14 protein-coding genes and 1 pseudogene are annotated in these 19,542 nt (G+C 71.4%); 9 read left to right on the forward strand and 6 right to left on the reverse strand.

The annotated features are described in order from the left end of the window. The first annotated feature begins 26 nt into the window (after window positions 1-26). The 5 genes from WMF28_RS27345 to WMF28_RS27365 all read left to right on the forward strand — a co-directional run bounded on the left by WMF28_RS27345 (window position 27) and on the right by WMF28_RS27365 (window position 7,344). Window positions 27-416 carry a CesT family type III secretion system chaperone gene (locus WMF28_RS27345; protein ID WP_437477700.1) on the forward strand — a complete coding sequence of 130 codons (390 nt, stop codon included), beginning with the start codon at window positions 27-29 and terminating at the stop codon, window positions 414-416. 48 nt (window positions 417-464) lie between these two features. Then, window positions 465-1,298, forward strand: coding sequence for a PspA/IM30 family protein (locus WMF28_RS27350; RefSeq protein ID WP_437596265.1), 834 nt, complete (start codon window positions 465-467; stop codon window positions 1,296-1,298). Window positions 1,299-1,311: 13 nt separating this feature from the next. Continuing rightward, entirely contained in the window at window positions 1,312-4,131 is a 2,820-nt protein-coding gene (locus WMF28_RS27355; RefSeq protein ID WP_437596266.1) for a cation-translocating P-type ATPase, read from the forward strand. A 215-nt stretch (window positions 4,132-4,346) separates the two neighbouring features. Beyond that, window positions 4,347-6,302 (forward strand): hypothetical protein, encoded by a 1,956-nt coding sequence (locus tag WMF28_RS27360; RefSeq protein ID WP_437596267.1) that lies wholly within the window; start codon window positions 4,347-4,349, stop codon window positions 6,300-6,302. Between the two features lie 190 nt (window positions 6,303-6,492). Then, the gene (locus WMF28_RS27365; RefSeq protein ID WP_437596268.1) at window positions 6,493-7,344 is read left to right on the forward strand and encodes a hypothetical protein; all 852 of its coding nucleotides are present in this window, start codon (window positions 6,493-6,495) and stop codon (window positions 7,342-7,344) included. A gap of 249 nt (window positions 7,345-7,593) precedes the next feature. Here the strand turns inward: WMF28_RS27365 and WMF28_RS27370 are convergent, their stop codons facing one another. The 3 genes from WMF28_RS27370 to WMF28_RS27380 all read right to left on the reverse strand — a co-directional run bounded on the left by WMF28_RS27370 (window position 7,594) and on the right by WMF28_RS27380 (window position 11,037). Next, window positions 7,594-8,709, reverse strand: coding sequence for a hypothetical protein (locus WMF28_RS27370; RefSeq protein WP_437596269.1), 1,116 nt, complete (start codon window positions 8,707-8,709; stop codon window positions 7,594-7,596). A 116-nt stretch (window positions 8,710-8,825) separates the two neighbouring features. Continuing rightward, entirely contained in the window at window positions 8,826-9,953 is a 1,128-nt protein-coding gene (locus WMF28_RS27375) for a hypothetical protein (RefSeq protein WP_437596270.1), read from the reverse strand. 31 nt (window positions 9,954-9,984) lie between these two features. Beyond that, window positions 9,985-11,037: a hypothetical protein gene (locus WMF28_RS27380; protein WP_437596271.1), complete on the reverse strand. Its 1,053-nt coding sequence runs from the start codon at window positions 11,035-11,037 to the stop codon at window positions 9,985-9,987. Window positions 11,038-11,270: 233 nt separating this feature from the next. Here WMF28_RS27380 and WMF28_RS27385 point away from each other — a divergent pair, with 233 nt between their 5' ends. Further along, complete coding sequence (locus tag WMF28_RS27385; protein ID WP_437596272.1) at window positions 11,271-12,527, forward strand: RNA polymerase sigma factor; 1,257 nt, start codon at window positions 11,271-11,273, stop codon at window positions 12,525-12,527. 278 nt (window positions 12,528-12,805) lie between these two features. After that, window positions 12,806-13,600 carry a hypothetical protein gene (locus WMF28_RS27390; RefSeq protein WP_437596273.1) on the forward strand — a complete coding sequence of 265 codons (795 nt, stop codon included), beginning with the start codon at window positions 12,806-12,808 and terminating at the stop codon, window positions 13,598-13,600. A gap of 317 nt (window positions 13,601-13,917) precedes the next feature. Here the strand turns inward: WMF28_RS27390 and WMF28_RS27395 are convergent, their stop codons facing one another. Beyond that, window positions 13,918-15,579, reverse strand: coding sequence for a hypothetical protein (locus WMF28_RS27395; RefSeq protein ID WP_437596274.1), 1,662 nt, complete (start codon window positions 15,577-15,579; stop codon window positions 13,918-13,920). A 398-nt stretch (window positions 15,580-15,977) separates the two neighbouring features. On the opposite strand from WMF28_RS27395, the gene WMF28_RS27400 reads away from it, so the two are divergent. Then, window positions 15,978-16,484 carry a hypothetical protein gene (locus tag WMF28_RS27400; RefSeq protein ID WP_437596275.1) on the forward strand — a complete coding sequence of 169 codons (507 nt, stop codon included), beginning with the start codon at window positions 15,978-15,980 and terminating at the stop codon, window positions 16,482-16,484. A 153-nt stretch (window positions 16,485-16,637) separates the two neighbouring features. Then, window positions 16,638-17,123, forward strand: coding sequence for a hypothetical protein (locus WMF28_RS27405; RefSeq protein WP_437596276.1), 486 nt, complete (start codon window positions 16,638-16,640; stop codon window positions 17,121-17,123). Window positions 17,124-17,287: 164 nt separating this feature from the next. Here WMF28_RS27405 and WMF28_RS27410 read toward each other — a convergent pair. Continuing rightward, window positions 17,288-17,404: pseudogene (locus tag WMF28_RS27410) on the reverse strand (FG-GAP repeat domain-containing protein); the annotation flags it as partial. 349 nt (window positions 17,405-17,753) lie between these two features. Beyond that, a complete protein-coding gene (locus tag WMF28_RS27415; RefSeq protein WP_437596277.1) occupies window positions 17,754-19,196 on the reverse strand; it encodes a LamG-like jellyroll fold domain-containing protein in 1,443 nt (480 codons plus the stop codon). Window positions 19,197-19,542 lie beyond the last annotated feature (346 nt).

Genomic DNA, 19,542 nt, shown 5'->3' on the forward strand with positions numbered 1-19,542 from the left:
ACATGATTCTGTAGGCTCGCCGCGCCATGCCGCGCACCGCCGAGGACGTTGAAACCTACCTCCTGCAGCTCGATCGCCGGTTCGAGAACGACGCCGGTACCTACCTCGTCTCGGGGGGCCCTGACGCGCCGCCGATCGCGATCCGCATCGATCCGCCGATCGTGGCGGTCCGCGTCTCGATCGGCTCCGTCCCCCCCGACGACGCCCACCAGACCAGGCTCTTCCGCCGCCTGCTCGAGTACAACGCGACGGATCTGATGCACGCTTCGTACGGGATCGAGGCGGGCACCATCGTCCTGTCGGCGGCGCTGGAGCTCGAGAACCTCGATATGAACGAGCTCGAGGCGATCCTCAGCGACATCGATCTCGCGCTCGCCCGCCATGTCCCCGTGCTGCACGATCTCGCGCTGAGCTGACCTGCCGCGACGTTCGACCCTGCGCTACCCGTGAGTTGGAGCTGATCTATGGGAATTTTCGCGCGCCTTGCGACCCTCATCAAGTCGAACCTGAACGACCTCATCAGCCGCTCGGAGGACCCCGAGAAGATGCTGAACCAGGTCGTCATCGACATGGCAAACCAGCTGATCGAGGCGAAGAAGCAGGTCGCCGTCTCGATCGCCGACGAGAAGCGGCTGGCGAAGCAGGCCGAGCAGGAGGCGGCCCACGCCGCCGAGTGGGAGCGCAGGGCGATGCTCGCGATCAAGGCGGGCGACGACGCGCTGGCCAAGGAGGCGCTGAACCGCAAGAAGGAGCACGACCAGCTCGCCACCACCTACAAGGACCAGTGGCAGAAGCAGAAGCAGGCGGTCGACCAGCTGAAGACGGCGCTGCGCCTCCTCAACGGCAAGATCGAGGAGGCGAAGCGCAAGAAGAACGTGCTCATCGCCCGGAAGAAGCGGGCCGAGGCGCAGAAGGCGATCCAGGAGACCATGAGCGGTCTCAACAACGCCTCCGCCTTCGAGACGTTCGACCGGATGTCGACCAAGATCGACCAGATCGAGGCCGAGGCGGAGGCCGCCACGGAGATCGCCGAGCAGTACACGGGCGACACGCTGGCGCACAAGTTCGGGCAGCTCGAGGCGACGGCGGGCGCGGACGACGAGCTGCTCGCGCTCAAGCGGAAGATGGGCGTGCTCCCGCCCGAGCCGCCGCCCGCCGCGACGCCGCCGCAGGTGCGCGTGGCCGGGGCGGGCGGCGCGCCGGCCGGCCCCCAGCAGGCCGAGCAGGACGAGCTCGCGGCGGCCATCGCGGAGCTCGAGGCCGAAGAACAACGTGAACAAGCCAGGATGAAGCGCTAGAGCACGCCCGCCCATGAGCCACGCCGCCACGGCGCTCCGCCGGACCGAGTCGAACGCCGCCCCCTCCGCTCCCATTCCCGTACACGCCGAAGAGGTCGGCGCCTTCCTCGAACGCGTCGGCGTGAGCTCGTCCGGCGGGCTCTCCGAGGCCGAGGCGCAGAAGCGCCTCGAGGAGCACGGGAAGAACCGCCTGCCGGAGACGAAGAAGAAGAGCGCGCTCCTCCGGCTCCTCGAGCAGTTCGCGAACCCGCTCGTCCTCACGCTCCTCGCCGCGGCGACGATCGCCGTCGTCGTCGGCTTCACGGCCGACAAGAGCGAGAGCTTCCTCCACAGGTTCGGCGACGCGATCGCCATCCTGCTCATCGTGATCCTGAACGCGTTCCTCGGTTACTACCAGGAGCGGCGCGCGGAGGCGGCCCTGGAGGCCCTCCAGAAGCTCAGCGCCCCGAACGCGCGCGTGCGCCGCGGCGGCAAGACCGTGATCATCGCGGCCGAGGACGTCGCGCCCGGCGACATCCTCGAGATCGAGGCGGGCGACTCGGTCGCGGCCGACGCGCGGCTCGTGCAGACGATCAGCCTCGCGACCGAGGAGGCGGCGCTGACGGGCGAGAGCGCGGCCGCGGTCAAGGACGCGCTCGCCCCGGTCGCGCACGACGCGCCGCTCGGCGACCGGGTCACGATGATCTTCACGGGCACGAGCATCGTGCGCGGCAAGGGCCGCGCGGTGGTGACCGCGACCGGCGTGCACACCGAGCTCGGCCGCATCGGCGAGATGATCCGCTCGGTCGGCGAGCAGAAGACGCCCCTCGAGGAGCGCCTCGATCGCTTCGGCTCGATGATCCTGCGGGTGTGCCTGGCGCTGTCCGCGGTGCTCCTCGGCTGGGGCTTCATCCGGGGCGGCCGGCCGTGGCACGAGCTCCTGCTCGAGGGCGTGAGCCTCGCCGTGGCCGCCATCCCCGAGGGGCTGCCCGCGATCACGACGATCACGCTCGCGCTCGGGATGCAGCGCATGGCGAAGCGCGGGGCGATCGTGCGCAAGCTGCCCGCGGTCGAGACGCTGGGCGCCGCGACGATCATCGCCTCGGACAAGACGGGCACGCTCACCCAGAACGAGATGACCGTCCGCAACGTGTACGCCGGCGGCCACCGCTTCACGGTGGCCGGCGAGGGGTACAACCCGGTCGGCGCGCTGCGCGACGAGGGCGGCGCGGAGGTCGTCGACCCCTCGGCGCCCCTCGGCTACCTGTTCGCGACGGTCGCGCTCTGCAACAACGCGTCGCTCAACGAGGACCAGGCGACGGGCCGCTGGAACATCGTCGGCGACCCGACCGAGGGCGCGCTGCTCACGCTGGCCGCGAAGGGCGGCCACTCGCGCGAGTCGGTGGCGCCGTCGCACGCGTTCGTGCACGAGCTGCCCTTCGACAGCGATCGCAAGCGGATGACGGTGATCACGCGCGACGAGCGCGGCCGCGACATCGCGCACGTGAAGGGGAGCGTCGACGTGCTCCTGCCGCTCTGCGTGAAGTTCGCCGACGACAAGGGCGTGCGGGCGCTGACCGAGGGCGACCGGAGCGCGATCACCGCCGAGGCGGATCGCATGAGCGCGTCCGCGCTGCGCGTGCTCGCGATCTGCCGTCGCGTGCGGGTCAGCCGCGACGAGAACGACGTCGAGCGCGAGCTCACGTTCCTCGGCCTGGTCGGGATGATGGACCCGCCGCGGCAGGGGGTGAAGGAGGCGGTGGCCGAGTGCCGTCGCGCCGGCATCCGCGCCGTCATGATCACCGGCGACCACCGGCTCACCGCGACGGCGATCGCCCAGGAGATCGGGCTCTGGGACGAGGGCGACGAGGCGCTCAGCGGCGCGGAGCTCGCGGCGATGAGCGACGAGGAGCTCGCGCGGCGGATCATGCTCGTGCGCGTCTTCGCCCGGACGACGGCGGAGCAGAAGCTCCGGCTCGTGCGGGCGTTCAAGGCGCACGGCCACATCGTGGCGATGACGGGCGACGGCGTGAACGACGCGCCCGCGCTCCGCGAGGCGCACATCGGCGTGGCGATGGGGCGCGGCGGCACCGACGTGGCGCGGCAGGCGGCGGATCTCGTGCTGGCGGACGACAACTTCGCGACCATCGTCGAGGCGGTGCGCGAGGGGCGCGCCATCTACCGCAACATCCAGAAGTTCATCTTCTTTCTCCTCTCGTCGAACATGGGCCTCCTCGTGGCGGTGTTCGTCGTCTCGTTCTTCGGCAAGTGGCCTCCGCTGACGCCGCTCATGATCCTCTGGATCAACCTCGTGACGAACGGCTTGCCGGCGCTCGCGCTCGGCATCGATCCGCCGGATCCGAAGCTCATGAGCGAGGCGCCGCGGCCGCGCGACGAGGGCCTGCTCATCAAGCGCGACTACCTGGGGATCCTGTACGTCGGCGCGTTCATGGGGCTCGCGGCGGTGGCGCTCTACGCGACGTCGGACCAGACCGAGGACGGGCTGCTCCGCACGCGCGCCGTCGCCTTCTCGCTGCTCGCGCTGTCGCCGCTCTTCCACGCCTGGAGCTGCCGGAGCCCGGTGATCTCGATCTTCGCGTCGAAGCCGCTCGTCAGCCTGCCGCTCCTGCTGGCGGTGGCGGCCAGCGCGGTGATCCACCTTGTCGCGCTGCTCGTGCCCGCGCTGCGCCCGGTCTTCCGCACGTACGAGATGTCGTCGAGCGAGTGGATGCTCCTGCTCATCCTCTCGGCGCTCATCGTGCCGGCCGTCGAGATCGCGAAGCTCGTGTACCGCTGGATCCGCCCTGCCGACGCCGCCGCTGCCCGCCTCCCCGCCTCCGCCGGCTCCCGCTGACCCGCCGCTCTGGGCCGGCGCCGCCGGCCCCTCTCCTTCTCCGTTCCCCCTTCCCTCCCCCCTCCCCCGCCGCGTCGAGGTAGCCGCCTCGACCGCGCCGGGGGCGCTGCCTCGAGCGGCTCGTGGCGGCGTCGGGCCCGCGCGCGAAGCGATCCGGAAACAAAGTGCTCGTGGTAAGAACAAGCGGGCGCGGAGAGGCGTCCAAACCCGAGCTTATGAGACGTAGAACACCCTATCTCCGTGCGCCGGGGGCTCCGGCCCTCGGTTTCCGCCTCGCCGCGCTCGCGCCGGCCGCGCTGGCCGTGCTGGCGGTCGCCGCTCCCCCCGCCCTCGCCGCCGGCGCGCCGCTCGCGGCGCCGCTCGTCGAGTCGAAATGGCTCAAATTCGACGGGATCCCGAAGGAGTGGCCGGTGGCGCTCACCTCCCTCGGCATCAAGGTGAAGGGCAAGCCGAGCAAGGCCGATCTCGCCGCGCATGCGGCCATCGCCTACGACGACGCGCGGATCTACGTGGCGGCCGACGTGACCGATGACGCGCTGCGCGGCGGCGCGGATCACGTGAAGCTCGTCCTTGGCTTCCCGGGCGGGAAGGTCCGCGAGGTCGCGCTCTACCCGGGCCAGCCGGGCAAGACCGCGGGCAGCGTGAAGCTCCCGGGCGGCAAGGCGGTGGCGGGGGCGAAGGTGATCGAGGCGCCGCGGAGCGGCGGGTACACGCTGGAGGCGAGCGTCCCCTGGTCGGCGTTCCCCGAGGCGGCGACGACCCGGGTCGGGCTGCGGGCGGGCCTCTTCGTCCACGACGCCGACGGCGCCGGGGGGGTCGACGCGATCGTCGGCAGCGCCGCCTCGGAGGCGTACGGGGCGCTGTCGCCGCTCGCGACCGAGCCGGAGCTCGCGCTCACCGACGGCCTGCTGAGGAGCAAGGGCATCCGCGGCGCCCCGAAGTACGACCTCGTCGTCGACGTCGCCGGCGACGCGATGCGAGAGCGGGTGATCGTGCACGAGCGCTTCCTTGTCGTCCTTGGCCCCGGGTTCCGGAAGGGGGCGCAGTACTACTTCGAGGACCTCGGGGTCGACGCCAGCGACGGGATGCTGCCGTCGCTCACGGCGCGCGACCTGACGGGCGACGGCCAGGCCGAGCTCATCCTGAGGAAGCGCTCCGGCAGCGGCGCCAGGTACCGCGAGGTCATGCACGTCGTGCAGTTCGGCGCCGGCGACACGCCGAAGCCGATCTTCCAGCACGAGGTCGCGATCTCGACGGAGAAGGGCTCGGTCGTCAACGAGGTCGAGTTCGTGCCCGACGGCGCGAGGATGGCGATCCGCGTGGAGCCGGGCAAGGCGACCCGGTACGACGCGAGCAACTACGCCGAGGGGGTGGAGACGACGTACGACCCGCTGCTCTTGCCGTGGGGATCGATCAAGTCGCAGCTCTACAAGCTGACCGGGGGGGTGTTCACGAAGGCGAGCGAGCAGCGGCAGGCGCCGACCGCGGCGCGCCCCGCGGCGAAGGCCGACGAGGCGCGGGGCGCGGCGAAGCCGCCCGGGCTGTCGCCGGCGGAGATGCTCGACAAGGTGTACGCGCTCTACCGGCGCGACCGCGGCGCCTCGACGAGCAAGCCGCGGTTCGATCTCGGCGCCGACGTGGCCGGGGGTCGCGAGCCCGAGCGGGTGCTCCTGCACGACCGCGATCTCGTGGTGTTCGGGAAGGGCTTCCGGGGCGGCGCCGGGTACGCGTTCATGACGCTCGCGCAGTTCGCTTCCCCGGGCGACATCCGCTCGGTGAGCGCGCGCGATCTCACCGGCGACGGCAAGGCGGAGATCATCGTCCACGGCACCGTCCGCGCCGCGGCGCCCAAGGACGCGGGCGGCGGGACGGTGGATCGCGACGTGGTGCTCATCTTCCGGCTCGAGGGTGAGAGCATCCAGCGGATCTTCGCGGCCGAGGTCGCGCGCAGCATCGACGGCAAGAAGATCGCCGGCGAGCTCAAGTTCGTGCGCGTGGACGACAAGGTGGGGATCGAGCTCGCCCCCGGGCGGGCCATCGAGTGGACGGAGCAGACGTATCCGTTCAACCAGGACAAGGGCCCTGTCGGCGGCTTCGAGCCGCTGCTCCTGCCGTGGGGGGGAGCGCAGCCGGTGCGGTACGTCTGGAATGGGTCCACCTTCGCCAAGTAGGCGGGGCCGGCGATCGGCCGCTGCGCCCGATCGGGGGCGGCGGCCCCTGTGTCTGCGCGATTCGCCTGCTCCTGAAGAAGGCGTGACGAAAGCTTACCTGTCGTCGTAATGCGATGAGACATGGACGTGAGAGGCCTCTCGCGGTCATGTTTTCTTGTCCTGCCCCGGAGTTGCCCAGTACAGCGGCGCCATGGGCTCGACCCGGACCGCCTGGCACGTGCTGCTCGCCGCGCTGCTGCGCCAGCGTCGCCCGCGCAACTTCCAGGTCCAGAGCGAGGTGCCCCTCTCGGCCGAGCCGCCGCGTGCGGATTACCTCCTGCTCCGCAACGACGCGCCGGGCGAGGCCCGCGAGCCGGCCGGCACGTTGCGGAGGCTCTGGTCGCTCTTGCCCAGGGAAACGATCGTCGAGTTCAAGAGCGTCCGGCGCACGTACCGCAGCCGCAACCTCGATCGGCTCTGGGGCTACCTGTCGCTGCACTACGCGGACGCGGCGGCGCGGCTCGGACCGCGCGCCGATCTGGCCGGCGTGGTGCTGCTGCCATCGCGCACCCGCTCGCTCAACGCCGATGCCGCGGCGCTCGGGCTGGTCTGGCGCGATCTCGCCGGCGGCTACTGGCAGCTCCAGGGAGGAGCGTTCGCGCTGTACGTGGTCGAGCTCGCCACGGTGGCCGACGAAGAGGACGACGATCTGCTACACTTGCTCGGTCACGGTGCGGCGCGAACGCTCGAGGCCCGCCGGTGGTTGGCCGAGCAGGTCGGTGCAGAGGAGAGCGCTATGGCGATGCGCGAGCTGGAAGGCTTCGACGAGGTGCTGCGGACGCTGCTGACGAAGCTGCCGATCGAGGCGTTGCTGCCAGCGCTGCCGATGGAGGAGCTGCTCGCCGGGTTGCCGCCCGAGCAGCGGGTCGCGGGGCTGACGCCCGAGCAGCGGCTCCTCCTGGCTCCCGACGAGGTGCTGCGGCTGCTCCCAGACGACTACCTGCGATCGCTTCCCGAGGATGTCCGGGCGCAGATCCGCGCCCGGATCGGCCGCCCGCTCTAGCGAGGAGCGGGATGCTCCCCGTCAGGTGCCGCTACGAGGGTGGAACTCCTGATTGAGAGCGCGCGCGTAGGACGCGGCTTCTCGCGCCGCGCGCTTCCAGTCCGATCCGAACAGAGACTCCATGGACCGAAGAGCGAGCGGGCAGAGCTCGGCCGACCGCTTGAAGCGGCCGGGCGGAGGCCGCCGCGTGCAGTCTGGGGTGATCGAAGAGGACCGCGTCCGCGTGGCCGTTTGCCGTTCACGGCCGCGTCATCCGGCGGGATCCGGCAGGCAGCAGACGGTGGTCGGGCGCGGCTCGCCGCCGGCCGGCTCGCAGAGCCCCAGCTCGTTGACCTCCCATTCGGCGCGGATGCTGCCGAGGGCCGCGCCATCCTCCTCGGGACGCAGGCAGTCATACGCTCCGCCGGCAGTCACCGTCGTCGTCCCGAGGAGCGCGTCCTCGCTGCACGCGCGATCCGAGTAGGCGCTCACCCGCGCGATGCACTCCCTCGGCGTGCGGCTGGGCACGCAGACGCACGGCTCGCAGCTCCGCTCAAGGTCCTGGTCATAGAAGGTGAGCCTGTCCGAGAACCTGGGCCGCTCCCCGGGACCGGCGGGCGGATAGCATTCGCGAGGCCCCTCGTACCGCGAGATCATGCAGTACCGCCACCCGGAGGGCACGTTGGTCTCTTGCTGGTTGACCATGCACACGTCGCCGATCTCCGGACACCGATTGCTCGTCACGACGCCACTGCACGCGACCGCGATCTTCGCAGGGCTCTTCGGCGGAGAGGGCTCGCCCACGGTGGACGGCGTGCACGAGCCATCCGGCCCCGGCGCGATCCAGATCGCGCTGAGCTCCTCTGCCGGCACGGTCCCCGGAGACGTGCATTCGCCTCGCCAGTTCCGCGGCGGATTGAACGGCCTGAGCGTCGCCGCCGGGGTGTTCTCGCACGACGCGTGCGAGTGCGCCGCAACGATCTCCGGCATGGAGCAGTACGGAACGCTACAACTGCACGTGGGACAGGGCTCGTCTCCCGGCAGCAGCGTCCGGAACCCGAAGGACCGCCTCGGGGCGATCTTCTCCGTATCGCGACTCTGGAGGTCGAAGCCGGTGAGGTCCTCGCACGCCGGCTCGGGGTCGTCAGCGTCTCCGATCCACAGGAGCATCGGGTTGTAAAAGCTTTCCATCGGCTGTATCACGCACTTCCCGCCGCAGACGCCGTTGCTCGTGCCGTCCTCGTTGGTGATGAGGCAGGGATTCCACGGCTCGCCGCACGGCGGCTCCGCGCTGCCGCAGCCGCCCGCGACCAGCGCGCCGCCCAGGCCCCCCAGCGACAGCGTGATCAACGCGCGCAGGAGCCACCACCTTCTGTTCCAAGTCATCGCGACCTCACCGCCTTCCCCACGCGCTCCCGAGGAGCCCGTACACCCTGAACCTTCGGTTGCCTCGTGCTGCGGGCGGCGCGCCCAACCGACCGCCGGTGTTCTCGACCAAGCCGTCACGGCGCCTCGAGCGCCTTCGGCAGACAGCAGATGGTATGGGCCTTGCCGTCCACCTTGTCGTCGGGTTTACCGCCCGTCGGCTTGCACGTCCCGGGCTCGTTCGAGAGCCACGTCGCGCTCACGCTGCCCAGGCTGGAGATCGGCTCAGGAACCAGGCAGATCCCATGCTCGGTCACACCGACGCCGACGAGTATGTCGCTGCAGGCGCCGTCCTCCCAGGCGACCACGAGCGCCTCGCACCGGCTCGTCGCCGGCGCCTCGCAGGTGCACGGCGAGCACGCGGGCGCGGTCACCAGGTCCTCATAGAATACCCCCAGCCTGTCCGAGAAGATCTTCCGAGGATCCGCTCCTCCCTCGGGCTGCTGGCAGCCGAGATCCCCCTCCCCGACGATGCAGTGGCGCCAGCCGTCGGGCAGATGGGCCGGCTGCTGCTCGATCATGCAGAGCTCCCCCTGTCCCGGACACAGCTCCGCCTCCACCACACCGCCGCACCCGACGGCGACCTCGCCCACGCCTGCCGAGCGGGGCTGCGGCTGCGGGGGCTCGTCGGCCACGATCGGCGTGCACGGCTCCCAGATCGCCGGACCGATCGAGAGCGAGCCGAGCTGTTCCGGCCCCACCGTGCCGGGCGACACACACGATCCATCCCAGCCTGCCGGCGGGAGGAACGACGTCTGCGTCCCCGCGCTGCCGTCGCCGCACGCCTCGATCGCCCTCGCCGTCACGGTCTGCGGGAGCGCGCACGCCGGCGCCGTGCAAGCGCAAGCGGGGCAGCCGTGCGTTGGCTCCGGCATGGCCCGCGCGAAGAGCGTCCGCGTGGCGCCGCCGAAAGGGATCCGCTCGCCGGTCCCGGGGACGACCCGCACGAGCTCGGCGCACGACGCCGGCGCGAGCACCTCGGGCCCCGTCCAGACGAGCTCCGGCGCGCCGAAGGAGTCCGGCGGCGCGTGGACGCACTGCCCCCAGCAGTGCCCATTGCTTGTGCCGTTGTCGTTCCGGATCTCGCACTTGACCGCCTCCGCGCAGTCGTACTCCCCGGCGCCGCCGCACCCGCTTGCCGCCGCCACCCCTCCGAAGCCGAGGAGGCAAAGCCCTGCCAGCCCTCTCTGCCGCACGCTCCGCATCAGCACCGCTCCTTCCGGCTCCGGCGCAGCCTCACCAGCTGCCGGAGAAGATCACGCCCCCGCCATGGCTCGCCGCGAGCGGCGCCGCGCGCACGGCGCGCTTTCCCGGCTCCGGCGCCCACAGGAGCGACGAGAGCGCGACCGCGCCGACGACGCCGGCGCCGATGAAGCTCCCCCATGCGGCGGCCTTCAGCGTGTCGCGCGCCTCGTTCATCCCGAGCAGCACACCGCACGACTCGGTGTTTGCCTTGGACAAGCACGCCGCCGCCCCGTTGCGCCGGCGGATCTGAGCGGCCTGCGCCTCCGCCTCCTCGCCGCGCACCGCCGCTGCCACGGCGAAGCCCGCGCCCAGCACAACCCCGGCCGATGCGAGCGCGATCCCGCCGACGCGGAACACCGTGCCCGCCGACGGCCCCCCGGGCGCAGCGGCCGGCGCAGGCGCAACCGGCGCAGCGGCCGGCGCAGGCGCAGCCGCAACCGGCGGCGGGGGCTTGGGCTCCAGGTGAAGGCCGATCATCGCCTCCCGGCCCCGCTGCGCCTCGAACGGATAGACCTCATCGACATACCCCTCGAGCCTGCCGCGCGCCTCGTGCCGCCCCGGCTCGACGTAAACGAAGTACATGCCCTGTCCGCTGCCGATCCGCCGGCCGTCGATGAACACCTCGGCCTCGGGCCGGTTCACCGCGACGGTCGCGGGTGACACCTCGCGCTCCGCCCGCCGGAGCCCGTCGGAGAAGCGCCGCCGCGCCGCCGCCGCGAGCGTCTCCGGCTCCAGCAGCGACTCCCGCAGGTGCTCCGCCGCATCCCGGAACCGCCCGAGCGCGAGCTCGGAGAGCCCGAGCTCCCCCGCGACCTCCGGCCGCGGATCCGCCTGCCACGCGGCGCGATACGCCGCCTCGGCTTCCGCCCACCGCCTCGCGCGGCGCGCCCTCTCGCCTCGCGCAAACGCCTCCTCGGCCCCGGAGCGCGCCGCAGCCGCTCCGGACGGTCCAGCAGGACGATCTTCGCCGGCAGCCACCGCCGCGAGACTCCACACGACGGATGCGGCGGCCACCGCGAGGAGCAACCGGCCCGTGGAGTCCATCTCGCCGGCACACTACGAGTGAGACTCCATGCGGTCAAGCTGCCTTGGCCCGGAGCGAACGACGAAATCAGCTCAACCGTCAGCCAATTTTGGTAGCTCCTCCGGAATGCTCCGCGCTCCCCTCCACGGCAGGGTCCAGAGCGCGCACACGCGAGCGCGATCGGCCTGGATCGGCCCGGTCCGGCTCGACGTTTTCCAAATGTCGAACAGACGCGCCACGTAACTGGACTGGTATGGGGAAACCTTCTCGCAAGACCGACGCCGCCGCCGAGGGCTCACCGCTCACCCTCGAGACGATCATGGCCGAGCACCAGGACGCCATCCGCCGCTACGTGGAGCGGCGGGGTTTCCGGGGCGCGGATCGGGACGACATGGTCCAGGAGATCTTCCACGGCGCCGCGCGGTCGTTGCCCCGGTTCGATCCCCGCCTCGCCAGCGTGCGCACCTGGCTCCTGCGGATCGCGTTCAACCTCACCTCCAACGAGCGCAAGCGCGCCCATCGCCGACACGAGGCGCTGTGGCCGGACGAGGCGCTGGACGGGCTCCCCAGCGATGCGCCGGACTCCGAGACACGGCTCATCGAGGCGCAACGGAGCGACCTCCTCGCGGAGCTGCTCCTGGACGTCCCTCCGATGCGGCGTGAGATCCTCGTCGCGCACGACCTGGAGGAGGAGGCGGTCCAGGTCATCGCCGATGAGCGCGCGATCCCGCGCAACACCGCGTGGAACCACCTCCGGCTCGCGCGACTGAGCCTCGACGCCGCCGCGCGGCGATGGCGGGCGCGGAACCGCGGCCGAGGCGCGCTGCTCGCGCCGCTCGCCATCGCGTTCGGCGCGGGCGAAGCGCGCGTGTCGTCGGAGCCGGTCCACGGAGGCCCGCTGCGGCGGCTGCTCGGCTGGGCTCGCCGCGCCCTCGGGCGCGCGCCGTCCCGCGGCGATGCCAGCCAGGCAGCGAGCTCGCAAAGCATATCGCGGGTGGCGACACGCGCTGTCGGAAGATCGGTGACCAACGCCGCCGCCGGCGTCGCGGCGGGCGCTCTCGTGCTGTTCGCCCCGGGTGGGACAGGCGATGTTGCGACGCCGCCAGCCGACGCGGGCTCGCGGAGCTCACCGCAGCTCCAGGCGGCCGTTCAGCGCGGCAGGGCCCTCCCCTGGGCTCCGGCGCGTCCGCCGGATCCACAGGCCGCCGGCGCCGCGGGCGGCGCTCCGCCGGATCCACAGGCCGCCGGAGCCGCGGGCGGCGTTCCCGAGGCGACAGGCCGCAGCCCGTCGAGCCTGCGGCGAGCGCCCGATCCGCTCCAGGGCGGCGGCGCCCTGTCCGAGCGCGAGGACCGGCTGTGGCGAGAGGCCATCGCGACGCTCACCTCGGGAGGAGGAGACGCGGCGCGCCGGCTGCTCGAGCAACACCGGCGCGAGTTCCCCCGGGGCGTCCACGCAGCTGCCCGCGAGGCGCTCCTGCGACGCCGGCCGGCCTCCGCGCGCCCCGAGTGACGCGGTGGGGGTCGGCTGCGAAGGCGAAGGCTGCCGCCCGTCGCTCAGGCCCGAGGGGTCCACGCCGGCGCCGGGGGTGGCTGGATTTCAACAGGAAGGCGGGAAGGCGGGAAGGCCAGCAGAAAAGCTCAATCATCTTCCCGGCTTCTCGCCTTCCTGTGAACCTCTCCGGGCAACTCCGGCGCGACCCCCGTGCGTCGGATTCCTGCCATGGTCTTGCGAAGGGCAGCCGCGCTCGGCGAGCATCGGCTCGTTTGGCTCAACCCAAGGAGGCGCCTGTGGCAGACCCCTACATCGATCCTTTCGAGACGAAGATTTACGGTAAGTTCGCGCGCGAGCAGATGGCCGCTGTCCTGATCGGCAAGCTCCCTGCGCTCGACGGCATGGTCGAGTTCGCGATCGGCAAGCAGCTCATGGCCGATCAGGCGATGTCCGACGTCCTCGATCGCCAGCCCAGGCCCGCGCCGGAGCTCGACAGCGGCGCGGTGCTCGAGGAGGCGCGGGACGTCATCGTGCGGTTCGCCTCGTACCTCGACTCGCTCAAGGGCAGGCCGGTCGATCCAAAGGTGTTCTTCCGCGGCGAGATGCCGAGCGTCCTCGCGCGCCGGCGGATCACGAAGCTGACCGCGGCGGTCGGGCACATCGCCGACGAGCTGGAGAAGCACCGCGAGAAGATCCGGGGCGCGGAGGTGTGGCAGGCCGAGCTCAGGGAGGCGCACGAGAAGCTCGGGATCATCGAGCGGCAGCAGCGCGCCACGCGCGTCGAGCGGCTCGAGCTCGGCCCCGAGGTGTCGACCGCGCGCGAGGCCTGGCTGGGTGTCTACAACGCGAACAAGAGCCTCGTGCGCGGGCTGCTCGCCCACCTGGGCAAGCCCGAGCTCCTGCCGCTCCTCTTCGACGACCTGGCCGAGGTCCACCGCGTGAGCGGCGTGAGCGACGCGCTCCCGCCCGTCCAGCTGGCCGCGCCGGCGGCGCAACCCGCCCAGCCGGTCGCGCCGGCCGCCCAGTCGGTCGCGCCCGCCGCCCAGCCGGCCGCCTCGCCGGCCCAGCCGGCCGCCTCGCCGGATGCATGAGCCCGCAGCCCGCTGCAAGGCTTGACGCAAGCGTTGCAGCGGGCCACTCGGGCGCCGAGTCGGCCAACTCAAGGCTTGAGATGGCCGACTCGGCGGGCCAGCGGGGCAGATCAAGGCTCGAGACGGCCGACTCGGCGACCCAGCGAGCCGTTTCAAGGCTCGAGATCGCCGGCTAGGCGACCGAGTCGGGCGTTTCAAGCCTTGAAGCGGGTGGCTGTGCGCCTGGGAAGGCGATCCCAAGGCAGGCGGAGGCAGCCGCGAGGGCACGCTACGCCAGCACGCGCGGTCGCAGCGCTCCTCCGCCGCCGTCTCCTCCTTCAACCGACCCCTGCGAGCGCGAGCGCCTCCACGAGATCGTCAACCAGGGCCTGGTCCGCTGTCATGCGGCTGACGACGCCCCGGGGAGCCCGCGCGACTTCGGGCAGGATGGCGGCGAGCTCGCAGCCGGCGGCGCGGGCTTCGGCCAAGCGGCCGAGGCGGGCCAGGGCAACGGCGCGGTCGAGCGCGCTCCAGGCGAGGGTCGGGTGGGCGATGGCCTCGGCGTCGCTGAGGGCAGCGGCGTAGTCGCCGCGGCGACAGGCGTAGAGCGCGAGGGCGTGGTGGACAACGCCGGGATAGCGCTTCGTCCAGCCCTGATGCTTGCCGAGGATGGCGGTGCCGCGCTCCCAGTCACCGGCAAGCGTGAGCAGGAAGCCCGTGAACATGAGCGGCCCGCCGAGCTTCAGGGCGACCTCGGCCTCGGCCAGCGCCGCCGGGCCGTCGCCGGCGTCGAGCAGCACGAACGCGAGCACCTGGTGGGCATTGGCCAGCTTGGGCTCGAGCGCCACGGCCCGGCGCGCCCGGCCTTCGGCCTGGCGAAGGTCGTGATCCCTGCCGGCCGCCGTCCACGACGAGAGCACCTGAAAGAACGCAGAATACGCCAGCAGCGCCCCGTCATCGGGGTCGAGGTCGAGGAAGCGCGCACAGTGCTCCTCGAGCGCGGCTTGCAGGTCGGGATCGAAGGTGGCGAGCCACCGGGGAAAGCGCAGGAGCACCTCATACGCCGAGCGGGGCGGGTGGACGGAGCGCTCCTCGGACTCGATGGCATGGACCGCGCCAAGGGGCAGTGTGACGAGCAGGGTGGTGATCTCGCGGGCGATCTCGTCCTCGACGGCGAACAGACGGTCGTCGACGTCGGGGCGGTCGAACGTCCTGCCCCAGACCTGGATCCCGCGCCTGGTATCGTGGAGCTTGACCGTCACGCGGAGCGCGCTGCGTTCGAGGCGCACGCACCCCTCGACCACGTAGCGCGCACCCCTCGCCTCGGCCTCGTCCAGGGTGGCGGCGCGCGAGAGCACGCGCACGCGCGGGGCGCGAACGAAGAGGTCGCCGAGCCGGTCGGTCAGGCCGCGGGCGACGGTACAGCCCCGCGTGCCCGTAGCGCCCGGCTCCGGCGGCTCGCTCCCCGGCGCGGCCGCGCTCGAGGAGGTGGAGACGGCGGTGATCGAGGTAAAGGGGAGGATCGCGACCACGGGCCCGTCGGCGCTGTCCGGGATACCCCCCGATCGGAGGGACGTCGGACCCGGCCCATGCGCGGGATGCGAGTCCATCGAGGGGCGCAGGGCGACGGAGGGCTGGGCGGGGTCGGTCGCGGCCGGCCCCGTGACGAAGACGGGGGCGTAGCGGCCGCGTGGCAGCTCGATGCGCACCGCGGCGGCGGGGCTCGCGGCGTAGCAGCGCTCGAGGGCGCGCCGGAGCTTGCTCATCTCGACGCGCACGATCGAGTCCTCGACGGAGTCGAAGCCCTCGGGCCGTTCGAAGACGCGGGTGGCGAGGAGAGGCGCGCGCAGCTCGGCGCCGCGCCCCGCGAGGGTCTCGCCGACCACGAAACGGAGCAGCCGGATCTGCCGCGCCGACCCACCGAACACCGGACTCGCCACCACCCGCTCCAGTTCGGCCACGAAGGCCGCGCGCTGGGCGCCTTGCGGAGAACGCTTCATTCGTGTGGGCATCCTCACCCGTGGCCCTTGTGGACGCAACAGCGTGCGTCGGACCGGTTTTACACCCCCGAGGACAGCCGGGGGGGCGCCTCGCCCCACGCCGGCCGTTCCGCCGCGGCGCGCGCGAGGAGCGGCGCGAGCGCCGACCTGGCGATGCGATTCACAGCGAATTCACAGTGAAACAACCTGATAGCGCACGGAGCTGACCTTTACGGTGGGCAGCCACGGCATACGCGCCTCCGCCCCGTCAAGAGGGCAACGCGGGGCCCGCGATGAATCGCACCGGCGGCGACGTCCCGGCCGGGACGCCGCCAAGGACGACCTCTCCATCCACGGCCCGTCGGCAGCCGAAGCACGCGCGATGGCATGAGCGTTTCAACACAAAGGATGTTACAGCGATGCCTATCTCTCGAATTCATCTCGCGGCCACGGCGCTCGTTGCAGCGATCGGGGGGCTGGTCGCGAACGCCGGGGGCGCCTTCGCGGAGGGCACGGATTTCTCCGGGACCTACGTGGCGAGCCTCCCGGATCGCGCGGAGATCATGCACCTTCACCGGGACGGCACGGCCGGGATGACCCTCTCGGATCAGGTGACGTTCGGCGCCGGCGGGTTCACGTTCAGCGACAGCCTGGGCTCCTGGAGACGCGCGGGGGACCATACGGTCTCCCTGCGCACGCTCAACCTCAACTTCGATCTGACCGGCGCAGCGCCCGCGTTCTCCGGGATCGCCGTCGTCGACTACGTCCTGGTGTTCGCGCCGGACAAGGACATGTTCACGGCGAGCTGCCAGGGCAAGATCTTCGCCACGGGCGTCGACCCGCTCGATCCCGGCGCCACCCCGATCACGGAGTTCGATTGCGCGTACCTGGATGGGTATACCTACCATCGGTCGCCCGCGCCGTAGCTCCCCGCACCGAAGAAGCTTCCGGCGGCGTCACCGCCGTGAGATAACAAATGGTTTATCCACGCTCGCTTGAACGGACCTGTCGCGGCGTCCTGGCGCGAGGACGCGCCGAGAGCACGTTGCACCGGTCCGTGGAAAAGGATCGAAACCGGTATGCGCAAAAGGCTGCTGTTCGCTCTCTCGCTGCTCCCGCTCGCGGCCTTCGGGCTCGCCCTCCGGCCCGGGCTCACCCTGGCAAACGGCTTCCCCCGCCGCTGCGCCGGGACCTACCTGATCTCGGAAGCGGGCGGGGCCAGGGATTTCTGGACGTTCACGGCTGACGGGGCCTTCTTCGGGACCACCTCGACGCAGCCCCTCTACAATTTCTCGAACCAGCAGGGCAGCTGGGAGAAGGTCGGTGACGACGGTGCTCGAGGCGCACTGTTCGCGTTCGTCTACGACGAGGACAACACCCTGCTGACGACCGCCCGGATCGATATCGTCCTCGACACGGTCGGTCAGGGCTGCGACGAGATCGCCGGCTCTCTCGTCGTGCGCACCTTCGAGGACGGCGAAGATCCGCTCGATCCCTCGACCGACACCGGCGAGCCCATCGCCTCCGACACCTTCACCGGCCGGCGCGCGAAGGCGAGCCCGTGACGGCCCCCGCGCAGCCGGTGTCCACTGGCCACGACCCCCAGCGCCGAGTTGGCGCTCGTGGTGGCCGCGGCGGCGGACTGAACGCCGCTCGCGACAGTGCCGTTGTCGTTCCCTTTCAAGAAGAAGAGGTACCGGCCGGCCGCGCCGTTCGAGAGGATGTCGAGCTTGCCATCGCCGTCGGCGTCGCCGAAGGCGATGCCCGCCGTCTGGCCGCTAACGGCGTTGGTGTAGGCGACCGGCGCGGCGAACGAGCCGTTGCCCTGGTTGATGAGGATCGACAGGCGCGCGGTGCCGGGGCGACTACGCCACCGCCCTCGCCGAGGCCGAGGCCATCGCCACTCCCAACCTCGCCTGGGACCCGCTCGACCGCGCCGTCGCCCTCGCCCGCCTCGGCCGCCTCGCCGAAGCCCGCGCCGCCGCCGCCGTGCTCTGTGCCGTCCTGCCCGAGGTCTCCCGCCATCCCCGGGCCGTGGTCGACCGGCTCACGACCGACATGGGCTTGCGAGAGGATCTGGTCATCGGGCTCCGGCTGGCAGGGCTCGGTTGTTGAGGAGCCCGGCTCGCTTGCGGGAGGTGCGAAGCGAGCCGGGCGGCCTGCGCGCTCAAGCGCCGGAGTGGACGAGGCTCAGCTCACGGGATGCAGACGCCGGCGGAGGCGGCGGCGCAGATCGAGGAGATCTCCGCGTCGCTGAGCTGCGCGGGGTAGAAGGCCACCTCGTCGATGAGCCCGCGGAAGTTGCGGGCCCCGCCCACGGTCACGGTGTCCTCGCTCCCGATGGTGACCGGAAGCGCCGAGGACAGGTTGATCGTGCCGGCGAAGAAGCTCGAGGTCTGCCCGACGAGCGCGCAGTCGACGTAGAGCTTCACCACGTTGGCCTTTCGTGAGACCGTGATGTGGTACCAGGTGTGCAGCGAGAGCGACACCGGCGCCTGGAAGACCTGGTTCACGCCCGAGCCGTTGTTGACCCCGAAGCCGAGCTGCCCGCCGCTGAGGCCCACGGCGTAGCCGGTGCCGCCGGTGTCCCGGTTCCTGGAGAAGAGGGTCTGGGTGCCGGTGGCGTCGTTGATGTAGATCCACATGTCCACCGTCACGTCGTTGAGGCTCGCGAACGGCGCCGCCGTCGTCGCGATCGCCATGTCGCCGTTCTGGGTGCTGAACCCCTGCCCGACCTGGCCGGCGGCGAAGGCGACCCCGGCGCGCAGCGTCCCGTTGTGGCCGTTGCCCGAGCTGTCCGCGGCGTTGTTCTCGCCCTTCCAGAAGCCGGTCGGCGCCGGCAGCCCGCTCACGCAGCCCACCAGGTTCTGGCAGACGGAGTCCTGGTAGCCGGCGGCGCACGAGCAGGTGAAGCCGTTCACGCCGTCGATGCAGGTGCCGCCGTTCAGGCAGGGGCTGCCGGCGCAGTCGTCGATGTCGCTCTCGCAGTTCGTCCCCGTGAAGCCGGCCGGACACTGGCAGGTGTAGCTGTTGATGCCGTCGGTGCAGGTTCCGCCGTTCTGGCACGGGTTGGCGGCGCACTCGTCGACGTCGGTGCACGTCAGGCCGTCACCGGAGTACCCCTCGTTGCAAGCGCAGGTGAAGGAGCCCGGCGTGTTGGTGCACGTGGCGTTCGCGTCGCAGTTGTCCGTGCCCAGGGTGCACTCGTCCACATCGGTGCACGTGCCGCTCTGGCAGGTGAGGCCGTCGCAGCACGGCACCGTGGGGTCGCACGGCCCGTTAACGGCCAGGCAGCCCTGGCCGCCGCAGGTCGGGTCGTAGAGCGGCGAGCTCGGGTCGAGGCTGGTGACGTAGTCGTCGGCGTGCGCGCTGTGCGCGTTGATGCACGCCTGCTCGCTGACGCGAACGATCGTGTACGGCTTCGTCGCGGAGCCGGTCTTGTGGCAGATCTGGACCGTACCGTTGACGTCGAAGTAGTTGCACTGCTCGGGGGTGATCGCGTCATGGGCTTCGCCCACGGCCTCGTCATCATCCCCGTCAGCCGCGGAGGGGCCGGCGCTGGTGCAGCTCGCGAACAGCAGGGTGGAGAACGCCGGGATCGCCAGATAGCGGAGAAGAGAGCGCTTGAGATGGTGCATGGTTTGTCCTCTGTTGATGTTCAAGTACTGTTCAAAGCGAGGGTGCCGCGCGATGCCCAGCCGGCGCTGACTGGAGAAGCATCAGGTCATGCAGCTCAACAATTCAATATCGATGCCAGTGCGAATACGCCGCTTGTGGAGGTGATGTCGAGGCAGGCCCCTGCTCGTCCTTCGCATTTCGCACGCGCCACCGGCTCCCGTGCTGAAAATCACGGCCCGTTCTCCCGGGTTCGCGCACACCGCGCTACCGGGCACGAGCAAGCCCACGGGTCCAGTTGCGCGCCGCCGCTGCGGCCTGAACGCCTCAGCTGCGGAGCGCGCCCCTCACCATCCTGAACGACCGCGT

Source organism: Sorangium sp. So ce590 (assembly GCF_051521365.1).
Taxonomy (GTDB): Bacteria; Myxococcota_A; Polyangia; order Polyangiales; family Polyangiaceae; genus Sorangium.

Excerpts from the sequence above, each read along its gene's own strand:
- WMF28_RS27345 (WP_437477700.1), top strand. The coding sequence starts at position 27 with ATGCCGCGCACCGCCGAGGACGTTGAAACCTACCTCCTGCAGCTCGAT.
- WMF28_RS27400 (WP_437596275.1), top strand. The coding sequence starts at position 15,978 with ATGCCTATCTCTCGAATTCATCTCGCGGCCACGGCGCTCGTTGCAGCG.
- WMF28_RS27375 (WP_437596270.1), bottom strand. The coding sequence starts at position 9,953 with ATGCGGAGCGTGCGGCAGAGAGGGCTGGCAGGGCTTTGCCTCCTCGGC.
- WMF28_RS27365 (WP_437596268.1), top strand. The coding sequence starts at position 6,493 with ATGGGCTCGACCCGGACCGCCTGGCACGTGCTGCTCGCCGCGCTGCTG.
- WMF28_RS27405 (WP_437596276.1), top strand. The coding sequence starts at position 16,638 with ATGCGCAAAAGGCTGCTGTTCGCTCTCTCGCTGCTCCCGCTCGCGGCC.
- WMF28_RS27385 (WP_437596272.1), top strand. The coding sequence starts at position 11,271 with ATGGGGAAACCTTCTCGCAAGACCGACGCCGCCGCCGAGGGCTCACCG.
- WMF28_RS27350 (WP_437596265.1), top strand. The coding sequence starts at position 465 with ATGGGAATTTTCGCGCGCCTTGCGACCCTCATCAAGTCGAACCTGAAC.
- WMF28_RS27370 (WP_437596269.1), bottom strand. The coding sequence starts at position 8,709 with ATGACTTGGAACAGAAGGTGGTGGCTCCTGCGCGCGTTGATCACGCTG.
- WMF28_RS27415 (WP_437596277.1), bottom strand. The coding sequence starts at position 19,196 with ATGCACCATCTCAAGCGCTCTCTTCTCCGCTATCTGGCGATCCCGGCG.
- WMF28_RS27380 (WP_437596271.1), bottom strand. The coding sequence starts at position 11,037 with ATGGACTCCACGGGCCGGTTGCTCCTCGCGGTGGCCGCCGCATCCGTC.
- WMF28_RS27360 (WP_437596267.1), top strand. The coding sequence starts at position 4,347 with ATGAGACGTAGAACACCCTATCTCCGTGCGCCGGGGGCTCCGGCCCTC.
- WMF28_RS27395 (WP_437596274.1), bottom strand. The coding sequence starts at position 15,579 with ATGAAGCGTTCTCCGCAAGGCGCCCAGCGCGCGGCCTTCGTGGCCGAA.
- WMF28_RS27355 (WP_437596266.1), top strand. The coding sequence starts at position 1,312 with ATGAGCCACGCCGCCACGGCGCTCCGCCGGACCGAGTCGAACGCCGCC.